This window comes from Pseudomonas sp. R3.Fl (assembly GCF_023516765.1).
GTDB classification, from domain to species: Bacteria; Pseudomonadota; Gammaproteobacteria; order Pseudomonadales; family Pseudomonadaceae; genus Pseudomonas; species Pseudomonas citronellolis.
The window spans coordinates 6609094-6629311 of record NZ_JAMGSO010000001.1 but is presented as its reverse complement, the minus strand read 5'-3'; the positions used below and the strand labels follow the sequence as shown (position 1 = coordinate 6629311).

22 protein-coding genes are annotated in these 20218 nt (G+C 68.4%); 10 read left to right on the top strand and 12 right to left on the bottom strand.

Annotated features, from left to right (window positions below; genetic code table 11):
* Positions 1–25: 25 nt before the first annotated feature.
* The 7 genes from M8R19_RS29380 to M8R19_RS29350 all read right to left on the bottom strand — a co-directional run bounded on the left by M8R19_RS29380 (position 26) and on the right by M8R19_RS29350 (position 7669).
* A complete protein-coding gene (locus M8R19_RS29380; protein WP_249919689.1) occupies positions 26–403 on the bottom strand; it encodes a nuclear transport factor 2 family protein in 378 nt (125 codons plus the stop codon).
* On the bottom strand, positions 393–1277 hold the full coding sequence (locus tag M8R19_RS29375; RefSeq protein WP_249919688.1) for a fumarylacetoacetate hydrolase family protein: 885 nt from the start codon (positions 1275–1277) through the stop codon (positions 393–395). Before M8R19_RS29375 ends, M8R19_RS29380 begins: the two co-directional genes overlap by 11 nt.
* Before the next feature lie 10 nt (positions 1278–1287).
* Positions 1288–1866: a VOC family protein gene (locus tag M8R19_RS29370; protein ID WP_249919687.1), complete on the bottom strand. Its 579-nt coding sequence runs from the start codon at positions 1864–1866 to the stop codon at positions 1288–1290.
* A gap of 23 nt (positions 1867–1889) precedes the next feature.
* Complete coding sequence (locus tag M8R19_RS29365; protein WP_249919686.1) at positions 1890–3158, bottom strand: 2-oxo acid dehydrogenase subunit E2; 1269 nt, start codon at positions 3156–3158, stop codon at positions 1890–1892.
* 12 nt (positions 3159–3170) lie between these two features.
* A complete protein-coding gene (gene mdeB, locus M8R19_RS29360; RefSeq protein ID WP_249919685.1) occupies positions 3171–5831 on the bottom strand; it encodes an alpha-ketoglutarate dehydrogenase in 2661 nt (886 codons plus the stop codon).
* Positions 5832–5931: 100 nt separating this feature from the next.
* A complete protein-coding gene (locus M8R19_RS29355) occupies positions 5932–6438 on the bottom strand; it encodes a flavin reductase family protein (RefSeq protein WP_074980607.1) in 507 nt (168 codons plus the stop codon).
* A 16-nt stretch (positions 6439–6454) separates the two neighbouring features.
* A complete protein-coding gene (locus M8R19_RS29350) occupies positions 6455–7669 on the bottom strand; it encodes an acyl-CoA dehydrogenase family protein (protein ID WP_249919684.1) in 1215 nt (404 codons plus the stop codon).
* Between the two features lie 482 nt (positions 7670–8151).
* On the opposite strand from M8R19_RS29350, the gene M8R19_RS29345 reads away from it, so the two are divergent.
* Positions 8152–8913 (top strand): TetR/AcrR family transcriptional regulator, encoded by a 762-nt coding sequence (locus tag M8R19_RS29345; protein WP_116424119.1) that lies wholly within the window; start codon positions 8152–8154, stop codon positions 8911–8913.
* Here the strand turns inward: M8R19_RS29345 and M8R19_RS29340 are convergent.
* Together M8R19_RS29340 and M8R19_RS29335 are read right to left on the bottom strand one after the other, a co-directional pair.
* Positions 8910–9308 carry an ArsR/SmtB family transcription factor gene (locus tag M8R19_RS29340; RefSeq protein WP_074980609.1) on the bottom strand — a complete coding sequence of 133 codons (399 nt, stop codon included), beginning with the start codon at positions 9306–9308 and terminating at the stop codon, positions 8910–8912. The two genes, M8R19_RS29345 and M8R19_RS29340, sit on opposite strands and share 4 nt — an antisense overlap.
* The gene (locus M8R19_RS29335) at positions 9305–9955 is read right to left on the bottom strand and encodes a peroxiredoxin (RefSeq protein ID WP_245323042.1); all 651 of its coding nucleotides are present in this window, start codon (positions 9953–9955) and stop codon (positions 9305–9307) included. Before M8R19_RS29335 ends, M8R19_RS29340 begins: the two co-directional genes overlap by 4 nt.
* Positions 9956–10103: 148 nt before the next feature.
* On the opposite strand from M8R19_RS29335, the gene M8R19_RS29330 reads away from it, so the two are divergent.
* The 3 genes from M8R19_RS29330 (at position 10104) to M8R19_RS29320 (ending at position 13613) form a co-directional block, all read left to right on the top strand.
* Positions 10104–11042, top strand: coding sequence for an MBL fold metallo-hydrolase (locus M8R19_RS29330; RefSeq protein ID WP_116423971.1), 939 nt, complete (start codon positions 10104–10106; stop codon positions 11040–11042).
* A gap of 83 nt (positions 11043–11125) precedes the next feature.
* On the top strand, positions 11126–12808 hold the full coding sequence (locus tag M8R19_RS29325; RefSeq protein WP_249919683.1) for a bifunctional protein tyrosine phosphatase family protein/NAD(P)/FAD-dependent oxidoreductase: 1683 nt from the start codon (positions 11126–11128) through the stop codon (positions 12806–12808).
* Between the two features lie 10 nt (positions 12809–12818).
* Positions 12819–13613 (top strand): sulfite exporter TauE/SafE family protein, encoded by a 795-nt coding sequence (locus M8R19_RS29320; RefSeq protein WP_074980613.1) that lies wholly within the window; start codon positions 12819–12821, stop codon positions 13611–13613.
* 20 nt (positions 13614–13633) lie between these two features.
* Here the strand turns inward: M8R19_RS29320 and M8R19_RS29315 are convergent, their stop codons facing one another.
* Both M8R19_RS29315 and M8R19_RS29310 read right to left on the bottom strand, forming a co-directional pair.
* On the bottom strand, positions 13634–13867 hold the full coding sequence (locus M8R19_RS29315) for a metal-sensing transcriptional repressor (protein ID WP_009623131.1): 234 nt from the start codon (positions 13865–13867) through the stop codon (positions 13634–13636).
* A 184-nt stretch (positions 13868–14051) separates the two neighbouring features.
* Entirely contained in the window at positions 14052–14249 is a 198-nt protein-coding gene (locus tag M8R19_RS29310) for a YgaP family membrane protein (protein ID WP_249919682.1), read from the bottom strand.
* A 183-nt stretch (positions 14250–14432) separates the two neighbouring features.
* Here M8R19_RS29310 and cydP point away from each other — a divergent pair, with 183 nt between their 5' ends.
* The 6 genes from cydP (at position 14433) to M8R19_RS29280 (ending at position 18106) form a co-directional block, all read left to right on the top strand.
* Positions 14433–14642, top strand: a complete 210-nt coding sequence (gene cydP / locus M8R19_RS29305) for a cytochrome oxidase putative small subunit CydP (protein WP_043272039.1) — start codon at positions 14433–14435, stop codon at positions 14640–14642.
* On the top strand, positions 14642–16216 hold the full coding sequence (locus M8R19_RS29300) for a cytochrome ubiquinol oxidase subunit I (RefSeq protein WP_249919681.1): 1575 nt from the start codon (positions 14642–14644) through the stop codon (positions 16214–16216). The genes cydP and M8R19_RS29300 overlap by 1 nt, the downstream gene beginning before the upstream one ends.
* A gap of 10 nt (positions 16217–16226) precedes the next feature.
* Positions 16227–17363: a cytochrome d ubiquinol oxidase subunit II gene (gene cydB, locus M8R19_RS29295; protein ID WP_074980616.1), complete on the top strand. Its 1137-nt coding sequence runs from the start codon at positions 16227–16229 to the stop codon at positions 17361–17363.
* A gap of 12 nt (positions 17364–17375) precedes the next feature.
* Positions 17376–17492 carry a cytochrome bd-I oxidase subunit CydX gene (cydX, locus tag M8R19_RS29290; protein ID WP_009623142.1) on the top strand — a complete coding sequence of 39 codons (117 nt, stop codon included), beginning with the start codon at positions 17376–17378 and terminating at the stop codon, positions 17490–17492.
* Positions 17473–17772, top strand: a complete 300-nt coding sequence (locus M8R19_RS29285; protein ID WP_249919680.1) for a cyd operon YbgE family protein — start codon at positions 17473–17475, stop codon at positions 17770–17772. The genes cydX and M8R19_RS29285 overlap by 20 nt, the downstream gene beginning before the upstream one ends.
* Positions 17773–17932: 160 nt before the next feature.
* On the top strand, positions 17933–18106 hold the full coding sequence (locus tag M8R19_RS29280; protein ID WP_159458817.1) for a hypothetical protein: 174 nt from the start codon (positions 17933–17935) through the stop codon (positions 18104–18106).
* 753 nt (positions 18107–18859) lie between these two features.
* Here the strand turns inward: M8R19_RS29280 and M8R19_RS29275 are convergent.
* Positions 18860–20137 carry a putative porin gene (locus M8R19_RS29275; RefSeq protein ID WP_249919679.1) on the bottom strand — a complete coding sequence of 426 codons (1278 nt, stop codon included), beginning with the start codon at positions 20135–20137 and terminating at the stop codon, positions 18860–18862.
* Between the last annotated feature and the right edge of the window lie 81 nt (positions 20138–20218).

Here is a 20218-nt window from a genome sequence, read left to right as displayed (position 1 = left end):
GTCGCCGGCCCGCGGCGTTACACAGTCAGAGGTTGGTGGCCTGGAACGCGCACTGCCGCCAGCCGCCCTCCCCGCGCAGCCACACCTGGGTGGTGTAGGCCTTCATCAGCCGCTCCTCGCCGCCCTCGCGCAGGACGATGGCCTGCTCCAGGCGGCCGCTGGCGATGGCGGTGTCGCCGAACACGCGCACGCGCATGTCGCTGCGCTCGACGCTGAGGAAGTCGATGTGTTTGGCGACCATTTCCAGGTACTGCTCCTTGTCGTCCACCTTGCCGGTGGCGTGGACGTGCACCAGGGCGTCGTCCATCAGCGCCGCCAGGGCTTGCAGGTCGCGCTGGACCAGGGCGCGGCAGCGTTCGCTTTCCAGGCGCAGGATTTCCTCGCGGATGGCTTCAGCGTGCATGGCCGTCTCCCGCCGCGCGCTCGGCGCGGACGCTGTTCTCGATGGCGCCCAGGCCGTCGATCTCGACCCGCACCCGGTCGCCCTCGCGCAGCCAGCGCGGCGGCTTGAAGCCGGCGCCGACGCCGCCGGGGGTGCCGCTGAAGATCACGTCGCCCGGCTCCAGGGTCATCACCCTGGACAGGTGCTCGACCTGCTGGTAGCAGTCGAAGATCAGCTCGCGGGTGTTGGACTCCTGGCGCTGCTCGTCGTTGACGAAGCAACGGATGCCCAGCTCGTGCGGGTTGCCCACCTCGTCCGCGGTGACCAGCCAGGGGCCGAAGGGCGCGTGACCGTCGAACGACTTGCCGAGCACGAACTGCGAGGTGCGCAGCTGCCAGTCGCGCACGCTCACGTCGTTGCCCACGCAGTAGCCAAAGATCGCTTCGCGCGCCTGCTCGCGGCTGACGTGGCGGCAGCGCTTGCCGATCACGAAGACCATCTCGGCCTCGTAGTCCAGCTGCTCCGACACCCGCGGCAGGTCGATCGGCGCATAGGGGCCGTTGGCCGCGGTGTTCATCATGGCGAACCACAGCTGGTCGGCCGGCGTGGCCATGCCCGATTCGGCGACGTGGTCGGCGTAGTTCAGGCCGATGCCGAGGATCTTGCCCGGGCGCGGCAGCGGGGCCAGCAGGGTCACTTCGTCCAAGACGAAGTCGGCCTTCTGGATCTGCGCCAGGCGCTGCAGCGGCTCCTGCCAGAGCTGCCATTCGCCGATCAGCCCGGCCATGTCGCGCGGCGCGGCGGACAGGTGGTCGGCGACGCGGATGATGCCGTCGCCATTCACGATGCCGACGCCCACCAGGCCGCCGGGGGTCTTGAAGGTGCAGAGTTTCATGGTCGTTTCCTTATCCCAGTACGGTGCGGGTGCCGGTGGCGGCAGTGCCCAGCCGGCAGAGTTCGGCATCGCTGGCGCCGCTGCGCCACAGCGCGACCATGGCGTCCGGGTCGAACTCCAGGCCGATGGGGTCGTTGGCGAAGGTTTCGCTGTGGAAGAAGGCCGCGGCGTCGGCGGCCTCGACGAAGTTGTCCACCTGCAGCTCGATGTCGTTGTGCTCCGGGTCGCGGAAGTACAGCGAGGTGGTCGGCCCGTGGTTGATGCACCAGTAGGGGCGGATGTCCTCCTGTTTCAGGCGCAGGTAGGTGTTGAGCAGGTCGGCGATGCTCGCATAGCTGTAGGCAATGTGGTGCATGCCGGTGGTTTCCTCCGCCTTGGGCGGCAGGTGCGGCATGTTGAAGAAGGCCAGGCGGTGGTGCTCGTCGTCGTAGGTGATGAAGGTGAGGATGTCGTCCTCGAACACCAGCTCGGCCTGGAACAGCTTGCGGTACCAGTCGACCATGGCCTTGCGGTCGGCGCAGCGGAACACCAGGTGGGCCATTTTCATCGGCACGATGCGCTCGGCGGGCGTGGCTTGGGAAGCAGTCATATCCGTTCTCCTTGTTGTCGTACTCAGACCAGCACCCGGCGGAAGTCGCCGAGCAGGGTTGCCAGGTAGGCCAGGAAGCGCCCGGCCTCGGCGCCGTCCACCGCGCGGTGGTCCCAGGACAGCGACAGCGGCAGCTGCAGGCGCGGTTCGAAGGCGCTGCCGTTCCAGCGCGGTTGCAGCTCGGCGTGGCCGACGCCGAGGATCGCCACTTCCGGCGCGTTGATGATCGGCGTGAAGTGGCCGCCGCCGATGCCGCCCAGGGACGAGATCGAGAAGCAGCCGCCCTGCATCTGCGCCGGGCTCAGCTTGCCGCTGCGGGCCAGTTGCGAGAGTTCGGCCATCTCCTGCGCCAGCGCGGCGATGCCCTTGCGCTCGGCATCGCGGATCACCGGCACCACCAGGCCGTTGGGGGTGTCGGCGGCGAAGCCGATGTGGAAGTAGTGCTTCTGCACCACTTCGTCGCCCTCCAGGCTCACGTTGAACTGCGGGAAGCGTTGCAGCGCGGCCACGCAGGCCTTGATCAGGAAGGCCAGCAGGGTGACCTTGGCCTGCCCCTCGCGGGCCTCGCCGTTGAGCTGCACGCGCAGCGCTTCCAGCTCGGTGACGTCGGCCTGGCTGTGGTTGGTGACGTGGGGGATGCTCACCCAGTTGCGGTGCAGGTTGGCCGCCGAGATGCGCTTGATGCGCGACAGCGTGCGGCGCTCGACGTGGCCGAACTGGGCGAAGTCCACCTGCGGCCAGGGCAGCAGGTCGAGCCCGCCGCCGAGTTTGGCCGCAGCCGGTTGTTCACGCTGGGCCTTGACGTAGGCCAGCACGTCCTCGCGCAGCACCCGGCCGTTGGGGCCGCTGGCCGGCACCTGGTCGAGGTCCACCGCCAGTTCGCGGGCCAGCTTGCGCACCGCCGGGCCGGCCAGGGCCAGTTGTGGCTTGCGGACTTCCTCGGTGCTGGGTGCCGGGGCGGTGGCGACAGGCGCGGGAGCGGCGGGCACCGGTTCGGCTTTCGCCGCGACAGGTGCAACCTCGGGAGCCACAGGTGCAGCGGGAGTAGCAGCGCCCTCCCCGGCCGGCTCGATATGGGCGATCACGCTGCCGCGCGACACCTTGTCGCCCGGCTTGATCAGCACTTCGCGAATGGTGCAGGACAGGGTGCTGGGCACGTCCATCACCGCCTTGTCGGATTCGAGCACGATCAGCGGCTGTTCCACGGCGACCACGTCGCCGGCCTTGATCAGCACCTCGACCACCGGCAGGTCCTTGAAGTCGCCGATATCCGGAACCATCAGTTGTTGCATGGCATTCACTCCTCAACGGTTCCAGGGGGCGCCGGCGGCGCCGTCGATGGCGTAGCGCGCGCGGGCCTGGGCATGCTTGTCGCGGTCGATGCCGGCCAGCGCCGCCAGGGCGATGTGCTGGCGGTCCAGCTCGAAGAAGCGGCGCAGCGCCGGGCGGGTGTCGCTGCGGCCGAAACCGTCGGTGCCCAGGGCGGTGTACGGCGCCTGCAGGTAGGGCGCGATCAGCTGCGCATAGCCGCGCACGTAGTCGCTGGCGGCCACCACCGGCACCTCGCCGGGCAGGCAGGTTTGCAGGTGGCTGCGCGCCTCGCTGTCGTCGCCGAACAGTTGCTCGCGCTCGACCTCGCGGGCCTCGCGGGCCAGTTCGGAGAAGCTGGTGACGCTCCAGATCTCGCTGGCCACGCCCCACTCCTCGGCGAGCAGTTCGGCGGCGCCGATGACCTCGCGCAGGATGGCCCCGGAGCCGAGCAGGCGGACCACCGGCTTGCCCTCACCGCGGCTGCCGAACAGGCGCATGCCCTTGATCACGTCGGCGTGCTGTGCGGCGTCCAGCGGCGCCTGCACGTAGTTCTCGTTGGTCACCGTCAGGTAGTAGAACTCGTCGTGCTGCGCTTCGAGCATGCGCCGCCCGCCGTGGTCGATGATCACCGCCGCCTCGCTGGCGAAGGCCGGGTCGTAGGCGCGACAGTTGGGCACGGTGGAGGCGATCAGCTGGCTGGTGCCGTCCTGGTGCTGCAGGCCCTCGCCGGCCAGGGTGGTGCGCCCGGCCGTGGCGCCGATCAGGAAGCCGCGGGCGCGCTGGTCGGCGGCGGCCCAGATGAGGTCGCCGATGCGCTGGAAGCCGAACATCGAGTAGTAGATGTAGAACGGCAGCATGGCCACGCCGTTGACGCTGTAGGAGGTGGCCGCCGCTACCCAGGAGGAGATCGCCCCGGCCTCGGTGATGCCCTCTTCCAGCAGCTGGCCGTCGCGCGCCTCCTTGTAGTAGAGCATCGCCCCGGCGTCTTCCGGCTCGTAGAGCTGGCCGGCCGGCGAGTAGATGCCGATCTGGCGGAACAGGTTGGCCATGCCGAAGGTGCGCGCCTCGTCGGCGACGATGGGCACGATGCGCGGGCCCAGCTGCTTGTCCTTGAGCAGGTTGGAGAACAGCCGCACCACCGCGGTGGTGGTCGAGCTTTCGCGCTCGTCCGGTTGCAGGGCGAACTGCGCGTAGCTCTCCAGCGCCGGCAGCGCCAAGGGTTCGGCCTGGCCGACGCGGCGCGGCAGGTAGCCGCCCAGGGTTTCGCGGCGCTCGCGCAGGTAGCGCAGCTCGGCGCTGTCCTCGGCCGGCTTGTAGAAGCGCATTTCTTCCAGGGCGGCGTCGTTCAGCGGCAGGGCGAAGCGGTCGCGGAAGGCCTTGAGCGCGTCGATGTCGAGTTTCTTCTGCTGGTGCGAGGTGTTGCGCGACTCGCCGGCCTGGCCCATGCCGAAGCCTTTCTTGGTCTTGGCCAGGATCACTGTCGGCCGGCCGTCGTGCGCCTTGGCCGCGGCGAAGGCGGCGTGCAGCTTGCGGAAGTCGTGGCCGCCGCGGCGCAGCCCGTCGATCTCCTCGGGGCTCATGTGCGAGACCAGCGCCTGCAGTTCCGGGTCGAGGTCGAAGAAGTGCGCGCGGTTGTAGTTGCCGTCGTTGGCGCCGAGGGTCTGGTACTGGCCATCGACGGTGTGGGCGAAGCGGCGCAGCAGCACGTGGTTGCGGTCGCGGGCGAACAGCCCGTCCCAGTCCGAGCCCCAGATCACCTTGATCACGTTCCAGCCGGCGCCGCTGAACAGCGCCTCCAGCTCCTGGATGATCTGCCCGTTGCCGCGCACCGGGCCGTCCAGGCGCTGCAGGTTGCAGTTGATCACGAAGGTCAGGTTGTCGAGCTTCTCGCGGGCGGCCAGGGACAGCGCGGCGAGGGATTCCGGCTCGTCCATCTCGCCGTCGCCGAACACGCCCCAGACGTGGCGCTGCGCGGTGTCGGCGATGCCGCGGTGCTCCAGGTAGCGGAGGAAGCGCGCCTGGTAGATGGCGCTGATCGGGCCGATGCCCATGGAGCCGGTGGGGAACTGCCAGAAGTCCGGCATCAGCCAGGGGTGCGGGTAGGAGCACAGGCCGCCGCCGTCCACTTCCTGGCGGTAGCGCTGCAGTTGTTCCTCGCCCAGGCGCCCTTCGAGGAAGGCGCGGGCGTAGACGCCGGGCGCCGAGTGCGGCTGGAAGTACACCAGGTCGCCCTTGCCGGCGGCGCTGTCGGCGCGGAAGAAGTGGTTGAAGCCGACCTCGAAGATTTCCGCCGCCGAGGCGTAGCTGGCGATGTGGCCGCCCAGCTCGCCATAGGCCTTGTTGGCCCGCGCCACCATGGCCAGGGCATTCCAGCGGATGATCGAGGTGATGCGTTCCTCCATGGCCAGGTCGCCGGGGAAGGCCGGCTGCCGCTCCAGGGGGATGCTGTTCTGGTACAGCGAATAGGGGTGCGCCGAGGGCCGCACGCCCAGGTGGCTGGCGTGCTCGGCCAGGCGTTGCAGGAGGAAGTCGACGCGCTCGCCGCCGGCGCTGCGCGCCACGGCCTCCAGGGCGTCGAGCCATTCGTGGGTTTCCTGGCGGTCGCTGTCCTGTTCGGCGCGCTCGCGGGATGATTCGGTGATCCTGGCTGTCATGGTTCTTCGCTCGATCAGGGTTTCGCAGGCGCGAGCCGCCCTCCGGCGCCCCCTGCGGGGGCGCCGTGGCGTTCGCGCGGTCAATCGTCGGTGCGCGGGCCTACCAGCCTTCGCGGCTACCGTTCCATTCGGCGCCCGGCGAGCGGGCGTGCATCTGGTGGTAGCGGCCGCTATAGAACAGCAGCGGCTTGCGCTGCTCGCCGATGCGCAGGTGCTCCACCTCGCCGATGTACAGCTGGTGGTCGCCGGCCGGGTGCACGTCCACCGTGCGCGCCACCAGCTGCACCAGGCTGCCGTCCAGCAGCGGGGTGTCCTGGTGCTGGCAGAACGGCAGCTCCAGGCCCTCCTCCGGGCGCCCGCCGAAGTGCGCGCTCAGCGGGCGCTGGGTCTCGGCGAGGAAGTTCACGCCATAGCGCACGCCCTCCTTCACCCACTGGTTGAAGCGCGAGGCGTTGCGCACCGAGACGAGGATCAGCGGCGGCTCCAGCGACACCGACATGAAGGCGTTGGCGGTCATGCCGGCCGGCTCGCCGTCGGCGAGGTAGGTGATCACGGTGACGCCGGTGGCGAACTGGCCCATCACCGAACGCAGGAGTTTAGGGTCCATGGGGTTGCCCTCCCGGTCAGATCAGCGGGGTGACGGTGTTTTCCACGCCCAGCAGCGCCTTGCCGTACAGCTCCAGGCCGATGCTCGGCAGGGCCACGGCGTGCCGCGCGGCGGTGTTGGAGTCGCGCCACCAGCGCTGCATCGGGCTGGTCTCGGCGAAGCTGCCGGCGCCGTGGGCGGTCAGCAGGATGTTGATGGCCTCGGTGATGTGGGTGTTGACCAGGCCGACGTCGGCGCGGATGCGCGCGCGGGTGGTGGCGTCGAGCTTGCGCCCCTCGCGCGCAGCGGCGTCGATCTCGTCGACGGCGCGGAAGGCGCGCAGCTCGGCGCTGTCGATCTTCAGCGCGGCCTCGGCGACCTGGGCCTGGAACAGCACCGAGTCGGTCTGCTTCTCGAACGAGGTGTAGGCGATGGCGCGGCGCGGCGCGTTGTCGATCACGTACTTCAGCGCAGCGCGGCCCAGGCCCAGCTGCGGGCCGTTGAGGATCAGCGCGGCGAAGGGCACGAACAGCGGGCGGTAGCTGGCCTCGTCCTTGAACTCGGTGGGGTATTCGCCCTCGATGGCCGCGCCCATGTTCAGCAGGCGGTGGTCGGGCACGAACACTTCCTCGGCGACGATGCAGTTGCTGCCCGAGGCGCGCATGCCGGTGGTGAACCAGGTGTCTTCGATGCAGAACTGCTCGCGCGGGATCAGCGCCAGGTACTGGGCCACCAGCGCGCCGTTGGCGTCGCGCTCCTCGGCGCCCACGGCGGCCCAGTCGGCGTGCAGGCTGCCGGAGGAGAAGTACCACTTGCCGGAGACGATCAGGCCGCCTTCGACGCGGCGGGTGTTGGGCGAGGCGTTGAACACGCCGGACACGCGGGCGTCGGGGTTGGCGCCGAACACGTCGTTCTGCGCGCGCTCGCTGAACAGGCCGGTGAACCAGGCGCAGACGTTGGTCAGCGCGGCCACCCAGGCGGTGCCGCCGCAACCTTCGGCGAGCGCCGCGGACACTTCCAGGTGCGAGCGCAGGGTGCCTTCGTGGCCGCCGAAGCGCTTGGGCACCATCAGCCGGAACAGCCCGGCGTCGCGGATGGCCTGGATGTTTTCCTCGGCGGCGCGGCGATTCCTTTCCGAGTCCGCGGCGTTCTTGCGCAGCAGCGGCTGCAGCGCTTCGGCGCGCTTGACCAGTTCCTGCAGGGACGGACGCTGCTCGGCCAGCGGCAGCACGCTTACGTCGGACACTTTCATCGCTTCTTTCATGGCTTCGACCTTGTATGTCACAATGACTAAAATGTCATTCATTTGTTCTGGGCGAACGAATCCCGCCGGCCGTGGCGCCAGGGCGCACTGGATGGCAATGGATTCCTCGCGGGCAGGCGTCGGCGCTCAGGACCTTGGCGGCCCCGCAGGCATACGGTTACCCGGAGTGGCTAGGAATGCGGGGAAATATCAGGCGCGCGGGCGCTTGCGGCGCGGCGGCGGAGGAAGCGGGCGGGACAGGCGGGGCGGCAAGGCGTTACGGATCATTTTTCGTCTCCTGTTGTTTTTATGACGAAAGCGCCAGAGCGACTAATACGTTATAGACTGAACATATTTGTCATTCCGACATTGGTCAGCAATGTAGGACAGACGCCCTGCTCGTACAAGGGGTGCGATCAAATAAATTTATCCACCCGACCATCGGCATAGTTTTTAACAATGACATTTTGTCACTCCCGGAGATGAAACCCGTGTCCGACAGCGAACAGCCCTCCCCCCGCGGACGGGCCAGCCCCGACCACCGCCCGAAGATGGCGGAGAAGAAACGCCTGCTGATGCGCACGCGCCTGCTCGACGCGGCGATGCGGGTATTCGCCGAGCCCGGCTCGGCCGCGCCGGTGATCGACGACGTGATCCGCGAGGCCAAGGTTTCGCGCGGCACCTTCTACCGCTACTTCGATTCCCTGGACCAGGTGCTGGTCGCCCTCGGCCAGGACCTGAGCAACCAGATGACCACCGACATCCTGCCGCTCTACGACATCCTCGAGGAGCCGTGGAAGCGCATCTCGGTGGGCTTCCGGGTGTTCCTGGTGCGCGCCCTGCTGGACCGCAAGTGGGCCGGTTTCGTCACCCGCGTCGACGTCTGGCCGCACCACGCCCTGGTGGCCGAGTACATGGGCCGCGACCTGGAGAGTGGGCGCGCCGCCGGCGAACTCCACTTCGAACGCCTCGACGCCGCCACCGACTTCCTCATGGGCGCCTCGGCCCTGAGCATCCAGACCATCCTGCAGGGCGTGGAACAGCCCAACGAATACATCGACGCCTGCGTGCACATGGCCATGGCCAGCCTCGGCTACGACGCGGCCACCTGCCGGCGCGGCGTGGACTTCTCGCTGAGCTACCTGCAGGACTGGGGCTCGGGCGCGCTGGAGCTGCCGCGCCCGGTGTGGTCGCTGAACCTCAACTCGCGCGAGGGCCGCGAGTTCCTCGCCTATCGCCGGCAGCAGGCCTAGCGCTCGATGCGGGCGAAGCGCGCGCTCTCCCCGGGCGCCGGCGTCGCCCTGGCGGGGAGCCTGGCAACCTGCTGCAGCTGCGGATCGCCGCACAGCGCCTCGTGCAACGCTTCCAGCAGCACCTGCACGCGGGCGTCGGCCAGGCTGTAGTAGATCGAGCGGGATTCGCGGCGGGTCTTCACCAGCTGGTTCTGCCGCAGTTCGGCCAGTTGCTGCGACAGGCCGGGCTGACGCAGGCCGAGGTCGCGTTCCAGTTCCGCCACGGAGCATTCGCCACGGGCGATCTGGCAGAGCAGCAGCAGGCGCGTCGGGTTGGCCAGCAGGCGCAGCAGTTCGGCGGCGTCGTTGGCGCGCTCCTTCAGGGCTTCCAGGCCCTCGTCGGCCGGCGCCTTCATGGTTTCTTCCAGCGGTAGTACCAGGTTTCGTCCGGGCCGGGCTCGACCTGCAACGCCTCATGGGCATCCAGGGCCACCGGCTCCAGCAGCGCGCCGCCGGGCTGCCAGCCCTCCGGCGTGGAAGCGGCGTGCCGGTCGGTGGCCTGCAGCGCGGCAACCAGGCGCAGTAACTCCTCCACCGAACGGCCGACGTTCATCGGGTACCAGCTCAGGGCGCGGATGATGCCCTCCGGATCGATCACGTAGCTGACCCGGGTGGTCGAGCTGTCCACCGCGTCGGGGCCGACCATGCCGTAGCCGCGGGCGATGGCCATGGAGGGGTCCTCGATGATCGGGAAGTCGATGGCCACGCCGAAGCGCTCGTGGATGTCGCGTATCCACGCCAGGTGCGAGTAGAGGCCGTCCACCGACAGCGCCAGCAGCTCGCAGCCCAGTGCGTCGAAGCGCGGCTTGGCGCGGGCGAAGGCGATGAACTCGCTGGTGCACACCGGGGTGAAGTCCGCCGGGTGGGAGAACAGCAGCAGCCAGCGGCCGCGGTAGTCGCTCAGGGCGACGTCGCCGCGGGTGGTGCGGGCGCGGAACTCCGGCGCACGGTCGTTCTGGCGCAGCGGCGGCATGGAGGGAGCGGAACAGGCATTGGCTTCCACGGTGATCCAGATCCTCGGCTGAACAGGCCCGTCATGCTACCGCCCCGGCCCGGTAGCGTCGACGCCGACACTTCGACGTTTTCATAATTGCACTATTAAAGAAATAGTGTAAGCATGATTCAGGTCAATGTCGCAGGAGACGTCCCCCATGTCCGCCCTCCACGCCGATGCCGCCCTGGCCGCCGCCAGCGCACTGGTCGACGACGCCACCAGCGGCCGCGCCCCCGCCCCGCAGGTCACCTCGTTCTTCGACGAAGCCACCTTCACCGTCAGCCATGTGGTGCGCGATCCCACCAGCAACGCCTGCGCCATCATCGACAGCGTGCTCGACTTCGACCAGGCCAGCGGCCGCACCCACCAGGAGTCGGCCCAGGCCCTGGTGGAGTTCGTCCAGGCCAACGACCTGCGGGTGTCCTGGCTGCTGGAGACCCACGCCCATGCCGACCACCTGTCCGCCGCGCCGCTGCTGCAGGAACGCCTGGGCGGACGCCTGGCGATCGGCGAGCGGATCACCCGGGTGCAGCAGACCTTCGGCAAGATCTTCAACGCCGGCAGCGCCTTCGCCCGCGACGGCAGCCAGTTCGACCATCTTTTCGCGGATGGCGAAAGTTTCCGCATCGGCAACCTGCAGGCCATCGCCCTGCACGTGCCCGGGCATACCCCGGCCTGTATGGCCTATGTGATCGGCGATGCGGTGTTCCCCGGCGACACCCTGTTCATGCCCGACTACGGCACCGCGCGCTGCGACTTCCCCGGCGGCGACAGCGCCACGCTGTTCCGCTCCATCCGCCGGCTGCTCGGCCTGCCGCAGCCGGCGCGGGTGTTCCTCTGCCACGACTACAAGGCCCCCGGCCGCGACCGCTACGCCTGGGAAACCAGCATCGGCGCGCAGCGCGCCGGCAACATCCACGTCCACGACGGCGTGAGCGAGGCCGCGTTCGTCGCCATGCGCGACGCCCGCGACGCCACCCTGCCGATGCCGCGCCTGATGCTGCCCTCGGTGCAGGTGAACATGCGCGGCGGCCACCTGCCGGAGCCGGAAGACAACGGCGTGCGCTACCTCAAGCTGCCGCTGAACCTGCTCTGAGCCGCCGACGGCGGGCCATGACGGCCGCTGTCCCGCCGCCCTCCCCTTGCCTTGCGCCGCCGAAAGAAGAAGAGGAATCCGCCATGCAACGTCTGCCCCTGGACGATGGCTTTTGCGTCGCCCCGCAACTGAACCCCGAAGACCTTTCCGCCCTGGCCGCCGCCGGCATCCGCAGCCTGGTCTGCAACCGCCCCGACGGCGAGGCCGACGACCAGCCGGGCAGCCAGGCCATGGCCGCGGCCGCCACCGCCCTGGGCCTGGAGTTCGCCTACCTGCCGGTGATCAGCGGCGCCATCGGCGACGCCGACGTCCACGCCTTCGCCGCCGCGCTGGAGCAACTGCCCGGCCCGGTGCTCGCCTACTGCCGCACCGGCACCCGCTCGGCCACCCTCTGGGCGCTGTCCCAGGCCGGGCAACGGCCCCTGGACGACATACTCGCCCGCGCCGCCCGCGCCGGCTTCGACCTCGGCCAGCTGCGCCCGCGCCTGCAGGCCGCCGCCAGCCCCCGCCCGGGGCGCGGCGAGCCCACCTATGACGTAGTGGTGATCGGCGCCGGCGCCGCCGGCCTGGCCACCTGCGCCAGCCTGCTCAAGCGCCGCCAGAACCTGAGCATCTGCATGGTCGAGCCGGCCACGGAGCACTACTACCAGCCGGGCTGGACCATGGTCGGCGCCGGCGTCTTCACCCAGGACCGCACGGTGCGCCCGATGGCGGCGCTGATCCCCGACTGCGTGGCCTGGGAGCGCTCCGCCGCGGCAGCCTTCGCGCCCCAGGACGAGCGGGTGATCCTGGCCAACGGCGCCAGCCTGAAGTACCGCGTGCTGATCCTGGCGCCCGGCCTGAAGCTGGACTGGAACGCCATCCCCGGCCTGGCCGACACCCTGGGGCGCAACGGCGTGACCTCCAACTACCGCTTCGACCTGGCGCCCTACACCTGGCAGCTGGTGCGCGGCCTGCACCGCGGCCGCGCGCTCTTCACCCAGCCGCCGATGCCGATCAAGTGCGCCGGCGCGCCGCAGAAGGCCATGTACCTGTCCGCCGACCACTGGCTGCGCGGTGGCCGCCTGGACGGCATCGATATCCAGTTCCACACCGCCGGCGCCGCGCTGTTCGGCGTGGCGGACTACGTGCCGGCATTGATGGAGTACGTCGAGCGCTACCGCGCCCAGCTCAACTTCGGCTCGACCCTGGCGGCCGTCGACGGCCCGGCGCGCACCGCCACCTTCGCCCGCACCGATGCCGACGGCCAGCGCCACGAGGAAGTGCGCGAGTTCGACATGCTCCACGTGTGCCCGCCGCAGACCGCTCCAGACTTCATCCGCAGCAGCCCGCTGGCCGGCGACGGCGGCTGGATCGACGTCGACCCGGTGACCTTGCGCCATGCGCGCTTCGCCAACGTCTTCGCCCTCGGCGACGCCAGCGCCGCGCCCAACGCCAAGACCGCCGCGGCGGCGCGCAAGCAGGCGCCGGTGGTGGCGCACAACGCCCTCGCCTGCCTCGACGGCCAGCCCCTGACGGCGGCCTACGACGGCTACGGCTCCTGCCCGCTGACCGTGGAGCGCGGCAAGATCGTGCTCGCCGAGTTCGGCTACGGCGGCAAGCTGCTGCCCACCTTCCCGCGCTGGCTGCTCGATGGCCGCAAGCCGTCGCGCCTGGCCTGGCACCTGAAGTCCGAGGCGCTGCCGGGCATCTACTGGAACGCCATGCTCAAGGGCCGCGAGTGGCTCTGCGCGCCCGGCCGGCGCCGCGCCGAACAGTCCGCCTGAGGAAGCCGCGATGCCGACCCTCAGCCTGTTGCAGTACCTGCTCGGCGCCGCCGCCGGTTCGCTGGTGGGCTTCACCCTCGGCCTGGTCGGCGGGGGCGGCTCGATCCTCGCCGTGCCACTGATGGTCTACCTGGTCGGCGTCGACAACCCCCACGTCGCCATCGGCACCAGCGCCCTGGCGGTGGCCGCCAACGCCGCCGCCAACCTGCTCAACCATGCCCGCCGCGGCAACGTGAAGTGGCCCTGCGCCTCGGTGTTCGCGCTGGTCGGGGTGGTCGGCGCCTTCTTCGGCTCGTCCCTGGGCAAGGCCTTCGACGGCCAGAAGCTGCTGGTGCTGTTCGCCCTGCTGATGCTGGTGGTGGCGGCGCTGATGCTGCGCGGGCGCGCCAGCGAAGGCGACGCCGCGGTGGCCCTGGGCCGCGGCAACGCCCCGCGGCTGGCGGCATTCGGCGGCCTGGCCGGCGCCCTGTCGGGATTCTTCGGCATCGGCGGCGGCTTCCTCATCGTCCCCGGCCTGATGGCCGCCACGCGCATGCCGATCCTCTTCGCCGTGGGCAGCTCGCTGGTGGCAGTGACCGCCTTCGGCCTGACCACCGCGCTCAACTACGCGCGCTCGGGCCTGGTGGACTGGCCGCTGGCGGTGGTGTTCATCGGCGGCGGGGTGGCCGGCGGGCTGTGCGGCGCCTGGCTGGCGACGCGCCTGTCGCGCAGCCAGGGCACCCTGAACCTGGTGTCGGCGGCGATGATCGGCGCCACCGCGCTGTACATGCTCTACCGCAGCCTGGGGGCGCTGGGCGTCATATGAACGACAGGGCAACGCACCGCTCAGGTGTATTTCGTGAAGATCGCCCGGACCCGCTGCAGCGTCTGCGCCGCGTCCTGCTCCTGGTCCTCGAACGCCTCTTCCAGCAGGCAGGCGAGCAGCTCCTGGTAGGCCTTTTCCAGGGCCTTGCGCGCCGCGCGGAACTGCAGCGCGATGGTCTCGCACTCCTCGCCCCGGCGGATCATGGCCTGCAACCCGCGTATCTGGCCCTCGACCCGGGCCAGGCGGTTGAGCATCGCTTCCTGGGGGGTGATATCGCTTTTTCTGCTCACGTGTACCTTCCAACGCGCATCCCGAGGTGAAGGCTCCATGGGGTTCCCATCCACGGCAACCCGGCGCCCGGGCGTGAGGGTAGCGTTGTTCGGCGGGCACAGCCAGCCCGGCGGCGGGGCAGCCGCCGGGCATGGCCCGCGCCCGGCCTCAGGAGCGCTTGCAGCTCCCGCAGGTGCTGATGCCCAGCAGCGGATAAACCGGGCAGAAACGGAAGATGCCGGTGGCCAGCGGCACTACGCCGATCCACCCCCACCAGCCGATCACGCCGGCGAGGCTCAGCCCGATCAGCAGCAGCCCCACGACGATGCGCACAACGCGATCGATGGTCCCGACATTCGCTTTCATGACGATCTCCTTGGTCAGGTCCCGCGCTGGCCATCCAGCGCGGTGAACATGAGCGGCGCGGCTTGCCGGGTCGGGCGCCGGACGAGGGTCCAGGCGCCTGCTGCGTCAATCTGCCATCTCATTGGAAGGGCATTTCCAGCATACCCTATGGGGTATTACAGCAGTCGCTCCGGAGGTGCACAAGTGAGTGCGTCAATCCGCTACCCGAAGCTGGTGAAGGAACTGGCGGCCATCCTGCTGATCAAGCTGGTGCTGCTCCTGGCCATCAAGGCCATCTGGTTCGACCACCCCACCCTTCCCGCCGAGGGCGAACGACAGGTCAGCGCGCACCTGCTGGGCACCCCCGACCCCGTATCCACCCCCACCTCATCCCCCGCCAAGGAGTCCCCGTGATGATTTCCGAAGCCGTAGTCGACCTGTCACGCCTGCAGTTCGCGATGACGGCGATGTACCACTTCCTGTTCGTGCCCCTGACGCTGGGCCTCGCCTTCCTGCTGGCGATCATGGAGTCGGTCTACGTGATGACCGGCAAGCAGGTGTACAAGGACATGACGCAGTTCTGGGGCAAGCTGTTCGGCATCAACTTCGCCCTCGGCGTCACCACCGGGCTGACCATGGAGTTCCAGTTCGGCACCAACTGGGCCTACTACTCCCACTACGTCGGCGACATCTTCGGCGCGCCCCTGGCCATCGAGGGGCTGATGGCGTTCTTCCTCGAATCCACCTTCATCGGCCTGTTCTTCTTCGGCTGGGATCGCCTGTCCAAGGTCCAGCACCTGAGCGTGACCTGGCTGGTGGCGCTGGGCTCGAACCTCTCGGCGCTGTGGATCCTGATCGCCAACGGCTGGATGCAGAACCCGGTGGGCGCGGAATTCAACTTCCAGACCATGCGCATGGAGCTGACCGATTTCGGCGCCCTGCTGTTCAACCCGGTGGCCCAGGTCAAGTTCGTCCACACCGTGGCCGCCGGCTACGTGACCGGGGCGGTCTTCGTCCTGGCCATCTCCAGCTACTACCTGCTCAAGGGCCGCGACCAGGGCTTCGCCCGCCGCTCCTTCGCCATCGCCTCGGCCTTCGGCCTGGCCTCGATCCTCTCGGTGATCATCCTCGGCGACGAGTCCGGCTACGAGATCGGCGACGTGCAGAAGACCAAGCTGGCCGCCATCGAGGCCGAGTGGAGCACCGAGCAGGCGCCGGCCGGCTTCACCCTGTTCGGCATCCCCGACCAGGAGCAGATGCGCACCCATTACGCGATCAAGATTCCCTACGCGCTGGGCATCATCGCCACCCGCTCGCTGGACAAGGAGGTCACCGGCATCAAGGACCTGCTGGTGCAGCACGAGGCGCGCATCCGCAACGGCATGCAGGCCTACGCGCTGCTGGAACAGTTGCGCGGCGGCGACACGTCCGCGGCCACCCTCGCCGCCTTCAATGATGTGAAGCAGGACCTGGGCTACGGCCTGCTGCTGAAGAAGTACACCGACAAGGTGGTGGACGCCAGCGAAGAGCAGATCCGCCTGGCCACCCTGGACACCATCCCCGACGTGCTCACGCTGTTCTTCAGCTTCCGCATCATGGTCGCCTGCGGCTTCCTCATGCTCGCCCTGTTCGCCTGCGCCTTCTGGGCCTCGGCGCGCAAGAACGAGGAGCGCAAGCCCTGGCTGCTGAAGTGGGCGCTGCTGAGCCTGCCGCTGCCGTGGATCGCCGCACAGACCGGCTGGTACGTCGCCGAGCACGGCCGCCAGCCCTGGTCCATCGGCGAGGTGCTGCCGGTGCACCTGTCCGCCTCCAGCCTGGGCACCCACGACCTGTGGGGCTCGCTGATCGCGCTGGTGGCCTTCTACAGCCTGCTGCTGGTGGTGGAGCTGTACCTGATGATCAAGTTCGCCCGCCTCGGCCCGTCGAGCCTGCACACCGGCCGCTACCACTTCGAGCAGGGCGCCGCGCAGCGCCCGGCCACTGCCTGAGGAGCCCGCCATGGACTACGAAACCCTGAAGATCACCTGGTGGGTGCTGATCGGCGTGCTGCTGATCGGCTTCGCCCTCACCGACGGCTTCGACATGGGCGCCATGGCGCTGCTGCCCTTCGTCGCCCGGGACGACCACGAGCGGCGCGTGGCGATCAACACCATCGCCCCGCACTGGGACGGCAACCAGGTGTGGTTCATCACCGCCGGCGGCGCGCTCTTCGCCGCCTGGCCGATGGTCTACGCCACCGCCTTCTCCGGGCTCTACTGGGCCATGCTGCTGGTGCTGTTCGCGCTGTTCTGCCGGCCGGTGGGCTTCGACTACCGCAGCAAGCTGGAGAACCCGCGCTGGCGCGCGGCCTGGGACTGGGCGCTGTTCGTCGGCGGCTGCGTCCCGGCGCTGGTGTTCGGCGTGGCCTTCGGCAACCTGTTCCTGGGCCTGCCGTTCAACCTCGACGAAATGATGCGGCCGACCTACAGCGGCTCGTTCTTCGCCCTGCTCAACCCCTTCGCCCTGCTCGCCGGGGTGGTCAGCCTGAGCATGCTCTGCCTGCACGGCGGCGCCTGGCTGATGCTGCGCACCGACGGCGAACTGGCCGAACGCTCGCGCCGCGCCGCGCAACTGTGCGCGCTGGTGTACCTGGCAGCCTTCATCGGCGCCGGGCTGTGGCTCAGCCTGGGCATGCACGGCTTCAGCCTGGCCTCGGCGGTGGACGGCAACGCCGTGCTCAACCCGCTGCACAAGCAGGTGACGCTGGACAACGCCGGCTGGCTGGCCAACTACCACAAGCAGCCGCTGACGCTGCTGGCCCCGGCGCTGGGCATCCTCGGCGGGCTGCTCGCCCTGGCCAGCGCCAGCGGCAACAGGGGCGGCCTGGCCTTCCTCGGCAGCGCCCTGGCCATCGTCGGCACCCTCTGCACCGCCGGCTTCGCGCTGTTCCCCTTCGTTTTCCCCTCCAGCGAGAACCCGGCGGCCAGCCTGACGCTGTGGGACGCGGTGTCCAGCCACAAGACCCTCGGCATCATGTTCGCCGTGGCCTGCATCTTCGTGCCGCTGATCCTCTGCTACACGCTCTGGGGCTACGTGCGCATGTGGGGCCGGCTGAACCGCGGGCACATCGACGCCAACCCCCACGGACTCTACTGAGGAGCGACAAGCATGTGGTACTTCACCTGGATTCTCGGTGTGCTGCTGGCCTGCAGCTTCGGCATCATCAACGCCCTCTGGCTGGAAACCACCCAGGACCTGGACAGCGATGACCGCCGCCAGTCCTGAACGCGCCCTGCGCCGCCGCTGGAGCCGCGCGCTGTCGCTGCTGCTGGCGGCGCCGCTGGCGCTGGTGCTGCTGATCCACCCGGCGCTGATGCTCGACGCCAACGGCGGCTACAGCCATGGCCTGCTGATGCTGGTGATGCTCGGGGTGAGCGGCGGCTTCGTCCACGGCGTGGGCTTCGACCCGCGCGGCCGGCCGTGGGCGCTGCTGTTCGGCCCGACCGTGGCCTGGCCGCTGATGCTGCTGGGCTATGGCCTGCTGCTCTGCGCGCGGACGAGTTGAGGCCGCGCGTCCCCACCCATCGGAAGAGCCACGCCCATGCATCGCCACCCCGGCGGCGGACAGCGACACCTGCACGACGGCAAGCCCTCCACGCCAGCGAGCCATCCGACGGCAGCGCAAACCACCTATTCCGCTTCAACTCACCCTGGCAGGTTCAAACATGAAAAACCTTTCCATCGTCATTCCGTTGCTCGCCCTGCTCTTCTCCACGGGCTGCGCCCAGCTGGAGAAAGCCCGGGCGAAGCGCGACGCCGATCCCGCCGCCTACGACGCCATGGACCTGAACAGGCACTACTTCTCCCAGGATCCCCGCGACTGGGTACAAGGGAGCTGATCCCGCCACGGCCTGGCGGGAATGGCCCCGCTGGCCTCGATCAGCCAGGGAGCAGGAAGCGCCGGACCTGAACGATAGGATGGTGTGCTCATTGCGCATGGAAACAGTCCGGAAGCCTTGACCCAGGTCATTCGTTTCCGGCCTCCGGCGAAAACATAGTGGAACCGAGCGCCCGAGGGGGCCAGACATGGACGCCGGCGAGTTATCCCACCCTCGGGCGCTCCCCCATCGGACCGGAGGAGGACCTTATCCGCGATTTTCGGCTGCGGGCCGGAACATCGGTGGCAGGTCCAAGAGCCCCTCTCCCTAACCCCCAAAGCCACAGGCACGCACCATTCGCAAACGCGATCCGCTCCTACGGGCTGCCCCGCCACCGTGCCCATGTAGGAGCGCGCCCTGCGCGCGAAATCGCAGGCAGGGCCCTACGGTTCCAGGAAGCACGGCTTTTCGTAGGATGGCGTTGAGCGAAGCGATACCCATCAGCGCAACCGCATGGGTTTCGCAAGCTCAACCCATCCTACGAAGAGCACCTCGGCGCAAGACAGTTGCTCCTACGCAAAGCTCTCCGATCCCCCATGAAAAAGCCGCCACGACGCATGGGGTCGTCGTGGCGGCCAAGGGGAATGAATCGGACGGCCGAAGCCGGCATTCACGAACTCAAGGTGGCTTGAATGAAGTCAATGGACAACCCTCGATATATGGAGCACGCGGTATCAACTGATACTTCGAAAAATCTTTAAATCCGCAACTAACCTAGAACTTCGCCTCCAGATCCAATTGCAACGTATCGATATCCGCATCTTTACGTGAACCACTGGCGGCATCCGACCTGGCCATGAAATAAGTGGCACCCAAGGCGAAGTTCTTGTCGATGTCGTAGGCAACCTTGAACTTGTGACCACGAGATGCGGTGTAACCATTGGCGAAGTCCGAATCGGTAAATGCCCCGACCACCGCATTACGCTGCACGTCGCGATAGTTGTAGTCGAAGCTGAAGTCACCCACCTTGGTCTTCGCGCCGGTCAGCCAGGCAGTATCTTCATTGCTATCGGTCGCCTGGTTGACCACGTATTGCCCATAAAGCGAAAGCGGAACCGGCAGGTTGCCGAAGTCCAGCTGGCCGAAGCCTTCGTAGAGGCGGAAGTCCCTGGTGGTGTTGCCGTTGGCGGAAAGCTGGCACGGCGTCGTGGTGGCCGAGCCGCAGGCACTGTCGGTGTCGTTGTCGTAGGCGTAGAGGCTCGCCCCGAGGGTCGCCTTGATGCCGTCGATGGGCGCGAAGCGGGCGCCGAACTGGCCGCTGTACAGGCGCAGGTCATGCTGGAAGGCGTAGCCTTCGCCGTCGACGTTGTCCTTCAGGTTGAAGTAGCCGGCGCTGCCGAACAGCTCGGCGCTGCCGCCCAGTGGGTATTTGTAGGTGGCGGCGAAGCCTTCGGGGTTGATGTCGCCGTCCCAGATGACATCGCCTTCGCTGACCCACGGCTGGTTCATCTTGCCGCCGATCAGGTGCAGGTTCTTCACCGCCGCGGGGTGAAAGTCGATGTAGGCCTGGTCCAGCCACAGCTGCTTCTTGTCGAAGTAGTTGTCCATGCTCTGGTTGGTCGAGCGGGCGTCGTCGCCGCTGCCGGTGGCGATGCGGATGCCGGTGTCCACCTGCGGGTTGATCTGGCTGTAGAAGCCGACCCGCGCGCGGATGCGCTGGCGGTTCTGGTCGCCCTTGCTGCCGCTGTTCTGCGCATGCACGGTTTCCTGGCGCACGCGGACGTCGCCCTTCACCTGGGTCCTGGCGGCCCAGGCGATGCTCTGCTCGAAGGCGCTCATCTGCTCTTTCTTGGCCTTGGCCTGTTCCGCGGCGATCTGGTTCTCCCTGTCCAGCTCGGCCGTGAGTTCGGTGTACTGGGCGGCGCTGATCGAGCCATTGGCCTTGAGCATTTCCAGCAACCTGGCATCGACCCCCGCATGCGCCGGAACACTCAGGACGAGCAATGCCCCGGTACAAATCCCCATCCCGCCCAGTGCAGAAATACTACGCATCAAGAATCTCCTGAAATCCGATAAAGGCGGCAACTGCCACCCAATTAATTCGGTTCCCACAAAGTTCTCCGCCACCGGCGA